Annotated in this window: 15 protein-coding genes; 6 read left to right on the top strand and 9 right to left on the bottom strand. The window is 70.7% G+C overall.

All coding sequences use genetic code 11. From position 1 onward, the window contains the following. The first annotated feature begins 25 nt into the window (after positions 1–25). The gene (locus ACTOQ3_RS28795; protein WP_440086543.1) at positions 26–1,387 is read left to right on the top strand and encodes a S1C family serine protease; all 1,362 of its coding nucleotides are present in this window, start codon (positions 26–28) and stop codon (positions 1,385–1,387) included. A gap of 181 nt (positions 1,388–1,568) precedes the next feature. Here ACTOQ3_RS28795 and ACTOQ3_RS28790 read toward each other — a convergent pair whose 3' ends face one another. Next, positions 1,569–3,032: an RICIN domain-containing protein gene (locus ACTOQ3_RS28790; protein WP_440086542.1), complete on the bottom strand. Its 1,464-nt coding sequence runs from the start codon at positions 3,030–3,032 to the stop codon at positions 1,569–1,571. A 574-nt stretch (positions 3,033–3,606) separates the two neighbouring features. Between ACTOQ3_RS28790 and ACTOQ3_RS28785 the strand changes: the two genes are divergently transcribed. Further along, the gene (locus ACTOQ3_RS28785; protein WP_440086541.1) at positions 3,607–5,007 is read left to right on the top strand and encodes a family 43 glycosylhydrolase; all 1,401 of its coding nucleotides are present in this window, start codon (positions 3,607–3,609) and stop codon (positions 5,005–5,007) included. A gap of 1,132 nt (positions 5,008–6,139) precedes the next feature. Here the strand turns inward: ACTOQ3_RS28785 and ACTOQ3_RS28780 are convergent. After that, positions 6,140–6,469, bottom strand: coding sequence for a hypothetical protein (locus ACTOQ3_RS28780; RefSeq protein WP_440086540.1), 330 nt, complete (start codon positions 6,467–6,469; stop codon positions 6,140–6,142). 177 nt (positions 6,470–6,646) lie between these two features. Between ACTOQ3_RS28780 and ACTOQ3_RS28775 the strand changes: the two genes are divergently transcribed. After that, entirely contained in the window at positions 6,647–7,471 is an 825-nt protein-coding gene (locus ACTOQ3_RS28775) for a helix-turn-helix domain-containing protein (protein ID WP_440086539.1), read from the top strand. Then, entirely contained in the window at positions 7,462–7,656 is a 195-nt protein-coding gene (locus ACTOQ3_RS28770) for a DUF397 domain-containing protein (protein WP_440086538.1), read from the top strand. The genes ACTOQ3_RS28775 and ACTOQ3_RS28770 overlap by 10 nt, the downstream gene beginning before the upstream one ends. Before the next feature lie 183 nt (positions 7,657–7,839). Here the strand turns inward: ACTOQ3_RS28770 and ACTOQ3_RS28765 are convergent, their stop codons facing one another. From ACTOQ3_RS28765 to ACTOQ3_RS28745, 5 genes are all read right to left on the bottom strand, one after another. Then, a complete protein-coding gene (locus tag ACTOQ3_RS28765; RefSeq protein WP_440086537.1) occupies positions 7,840–8,142 on the bottom strand; it encodes a type II toxin-antitoxin system prevent-host-death family antitoxin in 303 nt (100 codons plus the stop codon). A 98-nt stretch (positions 8,143–8,240) separates the two neighbouring features. Continuing rightward, positions 8,241–10,064: a thiol reductant ABC exporter subunit CydC gene (gene cydC, locus ACTOQ3_RS28760; protein ID WP_440086536.1), complete on the bottom strand. Its 1,824-nt coding sequence runs from the start codon at positions 10,062–10,064 to the stop codon at positions 8,241–8,243. Next, on the bottom strand, positions 10,061–11,800 hold the full coding sequence (gene cydD, locus ACTOQ3_RS28755) for a thiol reductant ABC exporter subunit CydD (RefSeq protein ID WP_440086535.1): 1,740 nt from the start codon (positions 11,798–11,800) through the stop codon (positions 10,061–10,063). Before cydD ends, cydC begins: the two co-directional genes overlap by 4 nt. Positions 11,801–11,816: 16 nt before the next feature. Then, on the bottom strand, positions 11,817–12,587 hold the full coding sequence (locus ACTOQ3_RS28750) for a cytochrome d ubiquinol oxidase subunit II (RefSeq protein ID WP_440086534.1): 771 nt from the start codon (positions 12,585–12,587) through the stop codon (positions 11,817–11,819). A 9-nt stretch (positions 12,588–12,596) separates the two neighbouring features. Then, on the bottom strand, positions 12,597–13,781 hold the full coding sequence (locus tag ACTOQ3_RS28745) for a cytochrome ubiquinol oxidase subunit I (RefSeq protein WP_440086533.1): 1,185 nt from the start codon (positions 13,779–13,781) through the stop codon (positions 12,597–12,599). A gap of 166 nt (positions 13,782–13,947) precedes the next feature. Here ACTOQ3_RS28745 and ACTOQ3_RS28740 point away from each other — a divergent pair, with 166 nt between their 5' ends. Continuing rightward, a complete protein-coding gene (locus ACTOQ3_RS28740; protein WP_440086531.1) occupies positions 13,948–14,277 on the top strand; it encodes a PadR family transcriptional regulator in 330 nt (109 codons plus the stop codon). Between the two features lie 38 nt (positions 14,278–14,315). Here the strand turns inward: ACTOQ3_RS28740 and ACTOQ3_RS28735 are convergent, their stop codons facing one another. Continuing rightward, entirely contained in the window at positions 14,316–15,005 is a 690-nt protein-coding gene (locus tag ACTOQ3_RS28735) for a permease prefix domain 1-containing protein (protein WP_440086530.1), read from the bottom strand. Between the two features lie 166 nt (positions 15,006–15,171). On the opposite strand from ACTOQ3_RS28735, the gene ACTOQ3_RS28730 reads away from it, so the two are divergent. After that, positions 15,172–16,008: an alpha/beta fold hydrolase gene (locus ACTOQ3_RS28730; protein ID WP_440086528.1), complete on the top strand. Its 837-nt coding sequence runs from the start codon at positions 15,172–15,174 to the stop codon at positions 16,006–16,008. 64 nt (positions 16,009–16,072) lie between these two features. Here ACTOQ3_RS28730 and ACTOQ3_RS28725 read toward each other — a convergent pair whose 3' ends face one another. After that, positions 16,073–17,134 carry a pentapeptide repeat-containing protein gene (locus ACTOQ3_RS28725; RefSeq protein ID WP_440086527.1) on the bottom strand — a complete coding sequence of 354 codons (1,062 nt, stop codon included), beginning with the start codon at positions 17,132–17,134 and terminating at the stop codon, positions 16,073–16,075. Positions 17,135–17,176: the final 42 nt, after the last annotated feature.

Here is a 17,176-nt window from a genome sequence, read left to right as displayed (position 1 = left end):
GGGGACGTAGGACGTGGGGGAAGACATGGACCCGAACAGGAATGAGCAGCAGGACACACCGGCCGCGGCGACCCCCGGGAACGACGGCTGGACCCAGTTCGGCAAGGTGCCGCCCCGCGCCGGCGCCTACCGCGCCGCCGACACCGGACCGCAGCCGACGCTGATCCACCCCGTGCCGGAGCAGCTCGCCGCCGAGGCGCCCGGAGGGTACGGAGGGGCCGGGGGGCCCGGGGGACACGGGGGGCCGGGGGCGGTCCCCCCGCAGCGGGGGCGGCTCACCGCAGGGCAGAAGGTAGGTGCCGGTCTCGCGCTGGCGGCCATGGCCGTCGGTGGCGGGGTCGCGGGGGCCTTCGCCGCGACGAGCCTCAACAGCGGCGCCGTCGCCCAGGTCTCGTCGGCCGGCCCGGTGGTCAGCCCGGTCGGCAACGCGACCACGGTCGCCGACATCGCCCAGGCCGTCCAGCCCTCCGTGGTGTCGATCGAGATCAGGACCGCCGCCGGCGGGGGCGAGGGATCCGGGGTGGTGCTGTCCGCCGACGGCCTGATCCTGACCAACAACCACGTGGTGGAGGCCGGGGGCCAGGGGGGTCCTGGCAGCCAGGTGACGGTCAAGTTCAGCGACGGGAAGTCCGCCACCGCGAAGATCATCGGCACTGATCCGGCCACCGACCTCGCGGTCATCAAGGCGGAGGGCGTCTCCGGCCTCACCAAGGCCACGCTCGGCGACAGCGACCGGCTGAAGGTCGGTGACTCCGTCCTCGCCATCGGCAGCCCGCTCGGCCTGTCCGGCTCGGTCACCGCAGGGATCGTCAGCGCGCTGAACCGTACCCTCACCGTCGGCGGTGACCAGGGGCGGCAGCAGCTCCCGCCCGGCTGGGGCGGGCAGCAGCAGGGCGGCGGGGCCACCACCATCGGCGGCGCCATCCAGACCGACGCGGCGATCAACCCCGGCAACTCGGGAGGGGCGCTGGTCAACGCGGCCGGGGAGGTGGTGGGCATCAACACCGCCATCGCCACCAACGGCGGCGAGGGCAGCATCGGTGTCGGCTTCGCCATCCCCATCACCACCGCCAACCAGGTCGCCCAGCAGCTCATCGAGAGCGGCAAGGTCTCCCACGCCTTCCTGGGCGTGAGCGTGACCGACGCCACCGGGGACGCGGGTGGCGCCCTGGTCGGCCAGGTCACCGAGGGCAGCCCCGCGGCCAAGGCGGGCATCCAGCAGGGCGACCTGATCACCAAGATCAACAACACGACCGTGGACGAGGCGGCAACCGTGGTCGGAGCCGTCCGCGGCTTCAAGCCCGGCCAGCAGGTGACCATCGCCTACGTCCGCGACGGGCAGCCCGGCACCGTCACCGTGACCCTCGCCGAGAAGACCGGCGAGTAGGTCCCGGCGCGTAAGGCTCAGGGGCGGGAACGCCGCCGGGGTCGTGGCCCATGGGCCACGACCCCGGCGGCGTTCCCATTTCCACGACCCGGTGCCGCGGGCCCCGCCGTCCGGGGATTCCGAGACGCCGGCCTCTCGCTTCGCGAGCAGGATGTCAGGGGCTCTCCGGTCGCGCGGGTGATCAGGACTGGGTGCGGGTCCACTGCTGGTTGGTGCCGGTGCCGCAGGCGTACTGCTGGATGTCGGCGCCGTCGGCGGTCGAGGCGCTGGCCACGTTGAGGCACTTGCCGCTGTGGCGGGCCCTGAGCTGGTGGTAGCCGCCGGTGGCGGTCCACTGCCACTGCTGGTTGGTGCCGGTGCCGTAGGTGTACTGGATGACGTTGGCGCCGTCGGCGGTCGAGGCGTTGGCGACGTCGAGGCACTTGCCGCTGTGCTGGCCGACCAGGCGGAGATAGCCGTCGCCGGTGTCCTGGAACTGCCACCTCTGGTTGCCGCCGCCGTTCCACGGATACTGCTTCACCTCGGCGTTGTTCGCCGTGGAGGCGCTGACGACGTCCATCACCTTGCCGCTGTGCCGGGCCGTGATCCGGTACGCCGGTGCGACGGAACCGGAGATCTCGCCGGTGGCGGTATCGACGGTGACCTGCGGGCTCCAGCTCAGGCTCATGCTCGTGGCGGACGGGAACGTGATCGGCAGCCACACGTACTGGGAGTCGTTCACCGGGCCGCCCCACGCGCCGGCCCACCGGTCGCCCAGGTAGAGGTAGCTCGTCGTCGAGGTGCCCTGCACCGGCAGGACGTACGCCGGCTGGGAGCCGAACGTCGTGCCGTCGCCGACGTTGGTCCACCCGCTCCACGGGCCCGAGACGCTGGAGGCCGTCGCGTACCTGGCCTGGTTCGGGCTCCATCCGGTGGCCCCGGACGTCAGCAGGAAGTACGTGCCGCCGCGCTTGAACATGGCCGGGGCCTCGCGAGTGCCACCGGGCCAGAAGTTGCCGACCAGGGCGCTGACGTTCAGGTAGTCGGAGGTGAGGCGGTAGATGTGCAGGTCGCGGTTCTCGTTCGCGGCCGAGATCATGTACGCGATGCCGTTGTCGTTGTAGAGGGTGATGTCCCTGGACATGTGCTGGCCCAGGGGGCGGAAGCTGCCGTGGTAGGTGTAGTCGCCGTCCACGGTCGCGGAGGAGGCGACGGCGGCGCGGGCCTGCCCGTAGTCGACGCCGTTCTCCTTGTGCATCCACATGACGTAGCGGCCGGTGGAGCTGTTGTAGATGACCTTCGGTCGTTCGATGTTGGAGACGTTCAGCTCGGCGCTCGACGTGCGGGTGAGGACGTCGCGCCGGAACTCCCAGTTCCGCAGGTCGGTGGACCGGTAGACCGAGACGGCGCGGAAGGTGTTGTCGGCGTTGCGGTTCTCGCCGAACCAGTAGTAGTACGTGTCCACCTTCAGCACCCCGCCCCCGTGTGCGTGCAGCGGGTTCCCGGCGGTGTCGCGGAACTGCGTCCCGTTGGTGATCGTGACCTGCGCGGCCTGGGCGGTATGAGCGGCTTGGGACGGCGCCACCGGCTGGGCGATGACGGCACCGGCGACGAGCAGGGCGGCGGCGATCGTTCTGCCGATCGCCCTGCGTAAGCTCGTTCTCATGGTGATCTACACCTCCTGATGCGTGATCTGGCCTGGTGGGTGATCTGGACGCGCCCGGCGGCAGCCGGTGAGGCCGGTCGGATTCGCCGCCGCCGTGGGCCGTTCGGCGGCAAGGGGGACGACGCGGCCCGGTACGGTCGCCGGTGACGCGACGCTCGCGAGAATCGTTCGGCGCGGGGACACGACAGGCACCCTTCTGCGAGGAACGGAATGGCATGCGGCTGTGTTAGCGCTAACAGCCGACGGTTCGCGTTGGCCCGTGGAAACGGGCGGACCCCGTGGGACGGCGACGATGAGGGCGCGTCGATGTTTCCGCTGTGTTTCCGCAGGGTGTTTACGTTGCCATCGTGGATGTCAACAGATCCACCGCGAGGGTTCCGGAATGCGGCTTCGCCGGATCTGACAGGCTTGACCGATCGAATGTGAGCGCACACACTGATGTGACGCTGACCTGCCGCCCCCCGGCGGCCGCGGATGGTGCACCACGCGCATCGGCGTCCCCCGCCCCCTCGCGCGGCGGTTCTTCGTCAATGAATGTTAGCGATAACATTTCAGCGCTCGGAAAGAGGTCCGTATGACGGTCGGCAGATGGGCGGCCGGGACGGCCGCGCTCGTACTCGCGAGTTCCGTCCTGGTGACGACGGCCTCTCCGGCGTACGCCGCGACGCTGCCGACCGGCGCCCGGTCGCTGGAGGCGGTCAACTACCCCGGCCACTACGTCCGGCACGCCGACGCGCTCGGCCGCCTCGACCCGGTGACCTCCGCGAGCCCGGCCCAGACCAGGCTCGACGCCACGTTCACCGTGGTCAACGGTCTGGCCTCGCCGTCGTGTTACTCCTTCCAGACCAAGAACGGCCTGTTCCTGCGGCATTACGACTGGCGGCTGCGTGTCGACGCCAACACCGGTGACGCGACCTTCCGCGCCGACGCCACGTTCTGTGCCGTGGACGGGTCTGTCGCCGGCTCGACGTCCCTGACCTCCTACAACTATCCGGGCCGGCGGATCAGGCACCGCGACTTCGGGCTCTGGCTGGACACCTACCAGGACACCGCGGGGTTCCGCGCGGACAGCTCGTTCAAGATCGTCGCGCCGTGGGCGCCCAAGACGAACCGCAACCCGGTGATTCCCGGCCTGTTCGCCGACCCGCACGTCGTCGCCGCGGGCGGCCGCTACTACCTGTACGCGACGACCGACGGCTACGCGGGCTGGGGCGGCACGTACTACAAGGCGTTCTCCTCCGCCGACATGGTGAACTGGACCGACCACGGCGTCGTCCTGAACCACGGCCCGGATGTGTCGTGGGCCGACGACTCGGCCTGGGCGCCCGCGGTCGCGGCCGCGGGCGGCCGGTACTACCTGTACTTCAGCGGCGGCGCGGCCTCCGGGAACACCGCCAAGCAGCTGGGGGTCGCGGTGTCGGACTCGCCCACGGGCCCGTTCCGCGACGCGCTCGGCCGGCCGCTCGTCGCCGCCGGCCAGTATTCGGGCCAGGCGATCGACCCGATGGTCTTCACCGACGACGACGGCCGGTCCTACCTGTACTGGGGGCAGGGCGCCGCCCGCGTCGTGCCGCTGAACGCCGACATGACCTCCTTCGATCCCGCGCAGGTGCGCGTGATCACCCCCTCGGGCTACAACGAGGCGCCGTTCGTGTTCAAGCGGAACGGGATCTACTACCTCATGTGGTCGGAGAACGACACCCGAAGCGAGGACTACCGGGTGGCGTACGCCACGGGGACGAGCCCGACGGGACCGTGGACCAGGCGCGGCGTCGTGCTGCAGAAGCGGCTGGAGGCCGGGATCAAGGGCCCCGGTCACCACTCGGTCGTCCGGGCGCCCGGCACCGACACCTGGTACGTCGCCTACCACCGGTTCGCCGTACCGGCGGGGAACGGCACCAACCGGGAGGTGGCCGTCGACCGGATGGAGTTCAACACCGACGGCACGATCCGCCCGATCGTGCCCAGCCTCTGAGCCGTCGCGACGGAGTATCCGGAGAACCTTGGTTCAGGCAACCATTCTTTCGAGATCGCCGGTTGGCGCGAGGATCGCCAGGACTGTATGGCAGGAGCAGATGTCTAACCTTGACGTGGAAAAATACAGATCTGCAAGCTAGAGGACTCTCGCGACAAGTAGATGGCCAACGGATTGGTAGGGAAATGATATACAGGGTGACCGGAAGGTCGGCCCTAGGTTTAGTTTCAAATCCATGATCTTTTTCGAGCCCGCGTGAATTCCTTAGTGAAGGCTTTGAGTGCAGCATCATTTGCGGATAGATCTAAATCTTGAGGGTTAGTAATAAGCTCAATCTGCGCTTGAAGGTTCATCTGCCTAGGGTAGTCGACAAGAGGTCTGGTGTGTAAGGATCTGACTCGGATGTGCGTTGTCTTGATGCTTACCGCTGTGCCTGATGGCTAGAAGGTAGCCGACTGGTAGCGACGGTGGGCCGTACATCACTTTCAAGCCAAGGGGCTTCTGCGGTTCCCGAGGGATTGCCTGCCTGAAAGTAGGTGATTATTCAGTCTTGCAGTGATCATTGATAAGCGCGATCAGGAGCCAGGTTGCGGGCCGTGATTTCCCCGCCCCCGCTGCCGGAGTGTTCGTGCCCTTCGGTCGGTGTCAACTCCGTCTGTACCTGTTGGGCGTGGGGTACCGGTGTACGTCGTGGGAAACGGACGCGCGAAGACGGAGTTGACCCCTCGGCCGGGCACACGATCTGGCAGCTGTCGGGGGCGAGGAAGAAATGGGCCAGGAGCCTGCATGGTGACTCCTGGCAGGCGTGGCGGCGCCGTCCCTCCGAAGCACGCGCCGCCACGCCCGTTCTACCGGGCTCTACCGGACAGCAGTGCCGCCCAGATCGCCCGAGCTTCGGGGAAAGACCATCGGCACGTCTCGTGGATCGCGTGCTTGCGGTCGAGTTGAACGGTTCGCCGGATGAACGCCTGCCCGCCGCCCTGGCACAGTTCGTAGACCGTGGCGCGGCATACACAGGTCCAGCTCACCGGCCTTACGCGATCAGCGATCCGATCCGGAGGCCGCCACTGCAGCCGAGTGTGATCGCGGTGCGCCATGGCCACATGCGGACTCAGGCACTTCTCAACCAGCATCACAACGGGTCCCCACGAAGCTGCGACGACACCGGGTGGCCCTGCTGTAGTTCCTCGTACCGGCGGGCGACGCAGCGGGCGGCGGCGGCCGGGTTGTCCACGGTGTAGGCCGTGTAGAGCCGTCGGCGGCTTCGCCCCGAGAACTGTCCCGTCCACCAGCGGTAGACGAAGCCGTCGGTCCAGACCAGAAGATCGACCCAGACCGACACCAGGGCGACGCCGTAGCCGTCATGGACGTCAGCGGCTATCCCACGCTGTTCCAGCGCGTTACTCAGCTGGTCAGCGGCGTATACGGCAGGCGTTCCGGTCAGCAGAGCGGGAGCGATCATCGTTGTCCGTCTCCTCTCGGTGCGGTCGATGCGCGTGGTCGAATTCCCCTTCCCAGAGTGTCGCCGGGCGACTACGTTCGGTAGGTGTGCGCCTCCAACGGTAAATCCGCACATTCAGTTGCGTCTCATGTAGGACCCTCAACGATTCGTGTAGAGCCCTGAAGGACGGGAGTGCAGATGCCCTCACCGAGCGAGCTGGACGCGAATGCCAGCGTTCTTGCTTACTGGGGTTCTGAACTGCGCAAATACCGGGAGCAAGCACAATGGAGCCAGAAGGAACTGGCGCGCAGGATCTCCTACTCCACCTCCCTCGTCGGGCTCATCGAGACGGCCAGGCGTGCCCCGACGAGGGAGTTCGCGGCGAAGTGTGACGAGGTACTGAAAGCCGATGGTGCTCTCGTCCGCCTGTGGCCCCTGATCGGCAGAGACGTCTACCCCGTGTGGTTCCGGCCGTTCGTCGAGCTGGAGCGAGAGGCCCGGACCCTGCGAAGCTTCCAGCCTGTCCTCGTGCCGGGACTGCTCCAGACCGAGGACTACGCGCGGGCGGTTCTGCGGGCAGGACGACCAGGCGACACCGACGAGCAGGTGGAGGAACTCGTCGCCACGCGCATGGAACGGCAACGGATCCTCACCAAGCCTGACCCGCCCATGTTCTGGGCCACCCTTGACGAGGCCGTGCTGATCCGTCCGGTCGGTGGCCCGCAGGTCATGCGCAAGCAGCTGGAGCAGCTTCTCGAACTGGTCCGGCGGCCCCGGATCACCATCCAGGTCATCCCGCTGGACGTGGGCGCGCATGCCGGTCTGACTGGGGCTTTCGTGATCGCGAGCTTCAGAGGATCGCCCGATATAGTTTATTTGGAAACCGCAGCCGAAGGTCAGATCGTCAACGGTCCCACCGAGATCGAGACCCTGTTGACCCAGCTCGACGCGCTCCGGGCGTGCGCTCTGTCGCAGTCCGCCTCGGTGGCTCTGATGGAGAAAGCGATGGGATCATGGACCTGACGGACGCCCGGTGGTTCAAGAGCAGCCGCAGCGGCGGCAACGGCGGCGACTGCGTCGAGGTGGCCACCAACCTCCCCGGCATCGTGGCTGTCCGCGACAGTAAGAACCCTGACGGCCCCGCCCTGGCGTTCACCCCCGAGGCATGGGCCGACTTCATCACCTCGGTGAAAGCGGACACGATCTAAGCTGTTCCCCTTCCGGGGCGGTGACCGGCTTTTCGCCGTGGTGTTGCCGGCCGAACTCGCTTTGCGAGCCCTTTCGGTGTTACGGCATTCCGTGCGAGGCAGGCGACCCCGAGTGCTTCCCGTCCGGCGCCGAGCACCGACACACCAGGATGTGATCACTCGCCGGGCCACGGCATTCTCTCGTCAGTGCGGCGGCTCGAAGGGGTTGACCACGGACACGCCCGTCCCCTCGAAGTCCTTGACGTTCACCTCTCGGGGAAGGTCCCGGTTCCTGGGGAACTCGATGTCGTCGTCCCAGTCGGGGGCGGCGAGAAGGAACCGTCCGAAGTCGGGGGCCTCGCCCCTGAGACGGCGGTACTCGGCGATGTCGATGACCACGGCCACCTCCTCCCCATGCCGGGTGACCACCTGGGGACCCTCGCTCACCGCCCTCCGGAGGACCTCACTGAAGCGCTGCTTCGCCTCCCGAAGCTGCCATCCGCCCATGGAGACCTCCTCTCTGGACTCAGGGTACGAAAACACAAGATCACATGCCGCGACAAACGCCACCCGCTCGGTCGGTGCTGACTCTCCACGCCAGGCGCTCAACGGCCGGCGGTCAGGGCCTCCGACCGCCACAGGTCGCGGTAGTAGCCGGGGGAGGAGACCAGCTCCGCGTGGGTGCCCCGCTGCGTCACCGAGCCGTTCTCCAGTACGACGATCTCGTCCATCGGCTCCAGCCCGCGCAGGCGGTGCGTGACGAGCAGCGTCGTACGGCCGTGGGTGGCGTCCAGGAGGTCGGCCATGAGCGCGTCCGCCGTCGTCTCGTCCAGGGCCTCGGCGGGCTCGTCCAGCAGCAGCACCGGAGGGTCGTGCAGCAGCGCCCGCGCCAGTGCCAGCCGCTGCAGCTGGCCCCCGGACACCGTGCGCCCGTCCTCCCCGAGCACCGCGTCCCAGCCGGTCCGCTCCACCCACCGGTCCAGGCGCGCCCGCCGCACCGCCCCGGCCAGTTCCTCGTCGCCGGCCTCCGGGCCCGCCAGCCGCAGGTTGTCCCGCAGCGACGTCTGGAACACGTACGGATCCTGTGTCAGCCCGGTCATCACCCGCCGGGTGTCGTCGGCCGCCAGCTCCCGGACGTCCACCCCGCCGACCCGGATCGTCCCCGACTCGGGCTCGACGAGGCGCATCAGGGCCGACAGCAGGGTGCTCTTGCCCGCTCCGCTGGGGCCGACCAGGGCGACGCGCCTGCCGGGGGTGAGGGTCAGGCTGACGCCGTCCAGGGCCGGGGGAAGGCCGGGGTCGTGCCGGACCACCAGGTCCTCGATCTCGACGGTGGGCGGCCCGGCGGGGACCGCGGCGGGAACGGCCGGCTCGGTCACCGCCGGCGGGGTCGCGCCCACCTCCCGCAGGCGGCGCAGGGCGGCGAGCACCCCGGTCAGCCGCTCCCCGGCCGCGGCCATCGGCAGCACCGGCTCGAAGGACACCAGCGAGACCAGCGCGAGCACCGCGGTGGCCACGGCACCCGCCCCGGAGTTCATCGCCAGCAGCACGACGGCCGCCACGGTGAGTCCCTGGGTGAGCAGGCCCAGGGCCGAGGCGATCGCGTTCGCCCGCGCCTGCCTGCGCTCCAGCGCCGCCAGCCGGGCGTCGGTCTCGGCGGCGGCGGCCAGCGCCCGCCCGTCCGCCCCGTAGGCGGCCAGGTCGGCCGCGCCGTGCACCAGGTCGGCGACCCGGGCCGCGAGGTCCGCCCGCGCGGGGGCGATCCGCGCCGACCAGCGCCGCGCGGCGGCGGCCGTGCCCGCCGGGATCAGCACCCCGGCCACCAGCAGCCCGGCCAGGAGCGCCAGCGCCGCCACGGGGAGCAGGAACAGCCCGATCACCACCGCGGCCACCCCGGTGACCAGCGCCGCGACCGCCGGGAGCAGGCAGCGCACCAGCAGGTCCTGTACCGCGTCGGTGTCGTCGACCATGCGGCTGAGCAGGTCGGCTCCGCGCTTGTTCGACGATCCCGTGGGAATGAGCGCCTGGTAGAGCCGCTCCCTGGTCCTCGCCTGGGCCCGCAGCGCCACGTCGTGACCGGCCAGGCGCTCCCCGTAGCGGAAGACGCCCTTGGTCGTCGCGAACGCCCGCACCCCGACGATGGCCACGCTCAGCGCCGCCAGCGGCGGTTGCTCCGCGGCCCTGGTGATGAGCCACGCGGCGGACCCGATCAGCCCGAGCCCGGCCAGCTCGGCCGCCGCCGCCCCCGCCGCGGCGAGGACCAGCCGCCCTCCGGTCCGGCCCGTCGGTCGCTCGTCTGCCTGACCTGCTGGTCGTCCGTCCGTGCGGCTCGCCGGTCGCTCGTCCGAGTGGTCCGCAGGTCGTCCGGCTGCCTCGCTCGTCGGCCGCCCGCCCGTCCGGCCCACCGGGATCCCGCTGACGTCGGTCACGAGGTGATCTCCTCTCGGGTCCCCGCCGGTGCTCTGCCCCCGGCGTCCCCGGCCACCACCCGGCCGTCGGCGATCCGGATCACCCGGTCGGCCAGGTCGATCATCGCGGGCCGGTGGGCGACGATCACGGCGGTGCGGCCCTCGGCGAGGTCCCGGGTCGCGCTCACGATCGCGCCCTCGCTGCGGCCGTCGAGCCGCGCGGTCGGCTCGTCCAGCAGGAGCAGCCCGGCGTCCGGGCGGCAGAACGCGCGGGCCAGGGCGACCCGCTGCCGCTGCCCGGCGGACAGGTTCGTCCCCCGCTCGCCGAGCACGGTGTCGTAGCCCTCGGGCAGCGCCGTGACGAACTCGTCGGCCTGCGCGGCCCGCGCCGCGGTCCTGATCTCGCCGATCGTCGCGCCGGGGGCGCCGAGCCCGATGTTGTCGGCCACCGAGGTGGCGAAGAGATGCGGGCGCTGCGGTACGAACGCCAGCCGCGCGCGCCAGGAGTCGTGATCGCCGATCTCGGCGCCGTCGACCAGGACCCTGCCCTCCGAGGGGGTGACGAAGCCGAGCAGCAGGTGGAGCAGGGTGCTCTTGCCCGCTCCGCTCTCGCCGACCAGGGCCACCCGCTCACCGGGCGCGATCACCAGCGACACGTCCTCCAGCGCGGCCTCCTCACGGTCCGGGTAACGCACCGTGACGTGCTCCAGCCGGATCTCCGGCGCCCTGCCTGGGCCCTGTTCCCGCCCCGGTGTGCTCGCCGTCGCCGTACGCGTGCCCGCGTGCTCGTCGTGCGGAAGCCGTGCCTCCGCCTTTGTCGACTCCGCCTGGCCGTCGAGTACGCCGAACGCCTCGTCGGCGGCGGCGACGCCCTCCATCGCCGCGTGGAACCTGCCGCCCATGTTGCGCAGCGGCAGGTACGCCTCCGGCGCCAGGAGCAGGACCAGCAGTGCGGCCGACAGGTCCAGGGAGCCGGACAGCAGCCGCAGGCCCACCGGGACGGCCACCAGGGCCAGCGAGAGCGACGCGGCCAGCTCCAGCACCAGCGAGGACAGGAACGCCACCCGCAGCGTGCGCATCGTCGCGGCCCGGTGGGCGTCGGCCACCCGCCGGATCACCTCGGCCTGGTAGCGGGCCCTGCCGAAGGCGCGCAGCGTGGGAAGGCCCCTGACCACGTCCAGGAAGTGCCCGCCGAGGCGGGAAAGGGCTCTCCACTGACGTTCCGTCACGGCCTTGGTGTGCATGCCGACCAGCGCCCCGAAGATCGGGATGAGCGGCAGCGTGACCAGCACGATCACCGCGCTGGCCAGGTCGGCGGCGAACAGCCGGACGAGCACCGCGACCGGCACGACGCCCGCGACCGCCACCGCGGGCAGGTAGCCCGTCAGGTAGGGGTCGAGGGCGTCCAGACCCCGGCCGGTCAGCGTCACCAGCTCGCCCGAGCGCTGGGAGGCCGGCCTGACGGGCCCCAGGTCACGCACCCGCGCCAGCAGGCGGTGCCGCAGGGCGGACTTCACCCCGGTGGTCATGCGCCCGGCGGCGATCCCCTGCCCCAGGGTGAGCAGCGCCCGGACGCCGACGACCAGCGCCAGCAGGATCAGGGCCGGGGCCGCGAACCGCCCGGACAGCACTCCGGCGAGCAACTCCGCCTGGACGAGGACGAGCAGCCCGGTCAGGACGGCGGCGGCCAGGCACGCGGCCAGGTGGCGGCGGACGGCCCGCTCGCCCAGTGCCAGCCGTACAAGATCCTTGTGCATGCCAACCCTAGAGAGCTCAGAAGAACGAAGGAACCCGATCGGAGGCGGCGCGTCCGGGACCGAACGTCCGCCATACCCATACTTGCGCACCCACCATGACCGGTGCGAAGGGAAGAATCATGACACTGAGCACACTTAGCGTCCCGGTGGGTGCCGTACGGTCGAGCAGCCAGGGGGCGAGTACGGCGAGCAGCACCGCGACGGGCGCCGCGGCGGCGCACGCGGAGAGCAGGAGCGCCCGGCCGGTGCGGCGCGCGCCGGTCACCCGCCCGGGCAGCCGCCACGAGACGAACGTCCAGCCGTGGAAGGCGAGCAGCGCGGCCACCACCAGCCCACCGGCCAGTCCCGGCAGGCCGATCGCGGGACCGGTCAGGCCGCCGGCCACCGCGACCAGGGCCATGCCCCAGCTCAGCGCCAGGCCGTACGAGCCGACGACGATCGCCCAGTCCCAGGTCGACCGCCACGCGCTCCCGTCGGCGCGGCGGCGGAACCAGAGCCCGGCGTCGCGGACGATCCACGACACCAGCAGGGAGACCACGAGCGGGTAGAGGCCGAACAGCACGTCCCCCTCGATCGAGGGGAAGACGCCGAACAGCACGCCTGCCACGGCCACCAGCCAGACCTCGTTGGCCAGGATGAACGGCGCCATGGCGGCGACGATCTCGTCCCGGTCCTTCCGCGTCCTGCCGAGGACGGGCAGCAGCATGCCCACGCCGATGTCGAAGCCCTCCAGGGCGAAGTAGCCGATCAGCAGGAGGGCGAACACGCCGAGCCAGAGGATGTCCACGGTCTCTCCCTAGTGGCTGAGCGCGTGCGCGCGCTCGGTGGGGTCGGCCGGCGCGTCCGCGCCGAGGGCGACGGCGGCGGGCCCGCGCCGCACGGTACGGGCGATCAGCACGTAGTCGATCACCGCGAGCAGGGTGAGCACGCCGCCGAAGGCGATGAGCGAGACGGTGACCATCCCGGAGGTGAGGCCGGGGGACATGGCGTCGGCGACGGTCAGCTTCCCGTTGATCAGCCAGGGCTGCCTGCCGGACTCCCTGGCCAGCCAGCCGAGGATCGCCGCCACGAACGGCAGCGGGGTGATCGCCATCAGCACGGGGTGCGTCCAGCGCCAGCGCGGCAGCCAGTACACGGTCGGTGCCAGTACGAACAGGATGAGGAGCTGGATCAGCTGGCCGATCAGGATCATGAAGCCGAGCCCCAGCCCGGCCAGGCCCCCGTCGTCGAACTTGCCCGGCTGGACCGCGCCGATCGCGCCGAACTGGGCGTAGCCGAAGCCGATCGTGAGCAGCGAGCCGACCAGCGAGGTGATCACTCCCGTGCGGAGCGAGCTCGTGAAGAACTCCCGCTCGGCGGTGCGCCGGAACAGCTGGTACGCGCTGGCCCCCATCACCACGAAACCGCCGGTCCACAGGCCCGCGCCGAGCACGTGCGGCAGCGCCATGGTCAGCGTCGGGTTGGTGAGGAGCGCGCCGAAGTCGGTCAGGACCAGGTGGCCGTCGCGCTCCACGGCTCCGGCCGGGTTCTGCAGGAACGAGTTGGCCACCATGATCCAGAAGGCGGAGAGGTAGGCGGTCAGCGTCACCACCCAGATGCACGCCACGTGGAACCATTTCGGCAGCCGGTGCCAGCCGAAGATCCACAGGCCCAGGAAGGTGGACTCCAGGAAGAACGCGCCGAGCGTCTCGATCGCGAGCGGCGCGCCGAAGATGTCCCCGGCGTAGTGCGAGAGACCGCTCCAGTTCATACCGAACTGGAACTCCATCACCAGCCCGGTGAGAATCCCGAGCGCGTAGTTGATCACGTAGATCTGGCCCCAGAAGCGGGTCACCCGCTCGTGGACCGGCTTGCCGGTGACGGCGTAGCGGGTGTGCATGATCGCGATCAGGGGGGCCAGGCCCAGGGTCAGTACGACGAACAGGAAGTGGAGGCTCCCTGTCACGGCGAACTGTGTCCGGGCCAGGTCGAGCACGTCCACGGTCTCACCTCCATTGTTGTGTTTGTCTACCTATAGACATACTACATGTAGAAGGCCTACATGTAGTATGTCTATAGGAGAGGTAGGCTGACGACGTGAGCGAGCGAAGCGAACGAACCGCCGGGTGCGGTGACACGGGATCCGTCCGGCGGGCGGAGGTGGCCGGGTGAACCCCGACGCGCTCCGCGGTCACATGGACGCCCTGCTGCTCTCCGTGCTGGAGCACGAGCCGCTGCACGGCTACGCGATCATCGAGGCGCTCCAGGCGCGCAGCGGCGGCGCGCTGAACGTGCCGACGGGCACCGTCTACCCGGCGCTGCGACGGCTGGAGCAGGCGGGATACCTGGCCAGCGAGTGGGCCACGGTGAGCGGGCGCAGGCGGCGCACCTACCGGCTGACCTCCTCGGGGCGCACGGCCCTCGCCGGCGAACGCTCCGCCTGGCGGGAGTTCGCCGGAGCCATCGGCAGCGTCCTGGAACCGCGCACCAACCGCTGACGCCTCCCGGAGCCGCCGGGCTCAGGCGGTAACCGGGCTCAGGCGGTCGCGACGGCGGGCTCGCGCCGGGTGATGCTCAGGCAGCGGAAGGCGCAGTACAGCTGCACGGACCAGATCGCGTAGCTCACCAGCGACGCGACGGCCCCCGCCGGGTAGTCGCCGAACCCGGCCGATCTCTGCGAGCCGAACATCAGGGCCCCGCACGATACGAGCATGACCGGCAGCATGGCCCAGACGAACAGGCCCAGGGCCCGGGTGACGAGCCGGGGCCGTCTGATCCTGCGCAGTCCCCGGCCCAGCGCGAGCAACGCGAGCCCGCCGACCAGGCCGATGAACATCTGGAGCGCGTCCACGCCGCGGGCGACCAGGATGAACCAGTCCGGCATGCGCTCGTACGCCGTCGGGGCGGTGGGAAAGACCTTCCAGATCACGTTCCACATGATCGCGGTGAGCGGCACGCCGACGAACAGCAGGACGGCCAGCCTCCGGCCCGCCGATTTGGACAGCTCCTCCTGGTAACCGGGCGCGATCTCGCGGATCGGCCCGAACTCCTCGACCGCGGCCCGCTCGGCCTCGTCGCGCCTCAGGCCGTCGCCCTCCAGCGCCTCGGCGGTGTCGAGCAGGCTGTCGCGCGCCTCGGTGATCAGGTCGAGCTTCGGTCTCCGAGGACCCCTGAGAGTGCGGCTGAGCCCGGTCACGTAATCCTCGATGACCCCGGTGCCTGCCATGTGCTCTCCAGTCGCCCGATTCCCGTCCAGGGTACGCGTTTCCCATCCTGGTCTCCCGGCCGGGAGCCGCGCATCGGGGACGACCCTGAGAAGACCCCGAGTCGACCCGCGCCCACCTGCGAATACTCTCGAATTCAGCGACACCGGCGGGAGGGAGGGTTTCGTCGTGAGATTCAGGGACCTCAAGGTGCGGGAGGGCACGCTCGCCAACGATCTGCCGTACTACGCCCTCGGCGACGGCCCGCCGCTCGTCGTGCTGCGCTGGTTCACCCCCGTCCACGCCAACCCGGCCGGGCCGGCGCGCGGTGTGGAACTGCGGGTGCTGGCCCCGCTGGCCCGCCACTTCCGGCTGTACGCCGTGGGCCGCGCTCCCGGCATGGCTCCGGGAACCACCATGGCCGACATCGCCGCCCGGCACGCCGAGGCGCTCCACGCGGAGTTCGGCGGGCCGGTCGACGTGCTGGGCCTGTCGTCGGGGGGTTCGGTGGCGCTGCAACTGGCGGCCGACCACCCGGACGTGGTGCGCGCGCTGGTCGTGGCCGGGGCGGCGCACCGGCTCACGCCGGACGTCAGGCGGCTCCAGCGCCGCTACACCGAGGAGGTCGCCGCCGGGCGGCGCGGCCTGCAGCACCAGGCGATCACGGCCGCCGCCTCGCCCGCCGGGCGGGGTCTGGCCAGGGTGCTGCTATGGCTGCTGGACCCGCTGGTACGTCCCGGCGACCCCCGTGACATGCTCGCCTTCGCCCGCGCGGAGGACGGGTTCGACCTGGGCGGGCGGCTGGCCGACGTCGTCGCCCCCACCCTGGTCCTGGGCGGTGAGCGGGACCTCGACTACCCTGTCGAGCTTTTCCGGGAGACCGCCGAGGGGGTCCGCGACGGCCGCCTGATCATCTATCCCGGCCTCGGTCATCTGGGGGTTTTCCGCAGCGGCCGGCTCGCCGCCGACGTCACGGCCTTCCTGGCCGGGACCGGTCCGGGGGAGGGCACCCGCGCGATCTCCTAGTCTTACCGCCCCCGGGACCGCCTTCGGGGCCGCCCCCGGGACCACTCCGGTCGGCGCGGAGGTCTCATCCGTGGTCGGGGGCGCGCCACAGGGACCACCAGCGCTGCCCCAGCCGGGCACCGCGCGGGACGACGGCGAGCGCGCAGCCGCTCATCCTGAGCCCCTCGGGGTGGCGGATGCCGGTGAAGAGGCAGGTGCTGAGGTCCAGGTCGGCGAGCTCCAGCTCCTCGGCGTCCACCTCGTGCAGCGAGGTCACCCGGGCGCCGTCCCGGCCCCGCACCGTGGCGGGGCCGTGCAGGGTCGCCCCCTCCAGGTCGGCCTCGGCGTCGTCGAGCCGGACGTTCAGCCGCCCGCCGACCTCCAGGCGCCGCAGGTCCACCGAGCATCCGCCCGTGGTCACGTCGAGGCCCTTGCCCGCCCACGCCCCGGCGAGGGTGAGGTGGCGGCCGACCGAGATCGGGGCCAGGTAGCCGCCCGCCGAGAAACGCGCCCCGTCGAACCCGGCCAGCCCGCCGAAACTCGTCTTGCGGAAGGACACCGTACGGCGGAACCTGCACCCTCTCAGGGTCGCGTCGCCCGCGAAGCCGGTGCCGTCAAAGGTGACAAAACCATGGAAATCCGCGCATTCAAACGACGCGGTCCGGTTGAAGAGAGCGCCCCCGAACAGCGCGTCACCGTCGATGGAGACCCGGTCGAAGGCCGCGTGCCCGGTGACGGCGACACCGTGCAGGGACAGCCCCCGGTCGAACCTGGCCTCCCGGAAGGAAACGTTGCGCGCGAAACGGGCGTCGAAGAACGAGGCGAGGCACCGGAAGTGCGCGTGGTCGAACGAGACGTCCCCGCCGAAGGCGATGTCGCCGAACCGCACGCTCTCGGGAAAGGTCGCCCAGTCGAACCGGGCCCGGCCCAGACGCCCCCGGGTCGCGCCGAGGATCCGCTCCAGCAGATCCCTGCCGACGACGGTGGCCCGCAGGTCGACGGCGGAGCCGGGGGAGAGCCCGCGGACGACCTCGTCGAGCTCGGCGGCGTCCAGATGGGCCAGGCACCGGCCGTACGGCTGCCGCGCGGATCCGGCGCACTCCGGGGAGGCGGCGCAGGTCACCCAACCCACGTCCAGAGTTCTCATGTCCAAGTGATACCCGCGGACGCCGGGGCAAGCGACTTCTAG

Source organism: Streptosporangium sp. LJ11, from assembly GCF_051918945.1.
Lineage (GTDB): Bacteria > Actinomycetota > Actinomycetes > Streptosporangiales > Streptosporangiaceae > Streptosporangium.
This window is presented reverse-complemented; position numbering and strand designations above follow the sequence as displayed.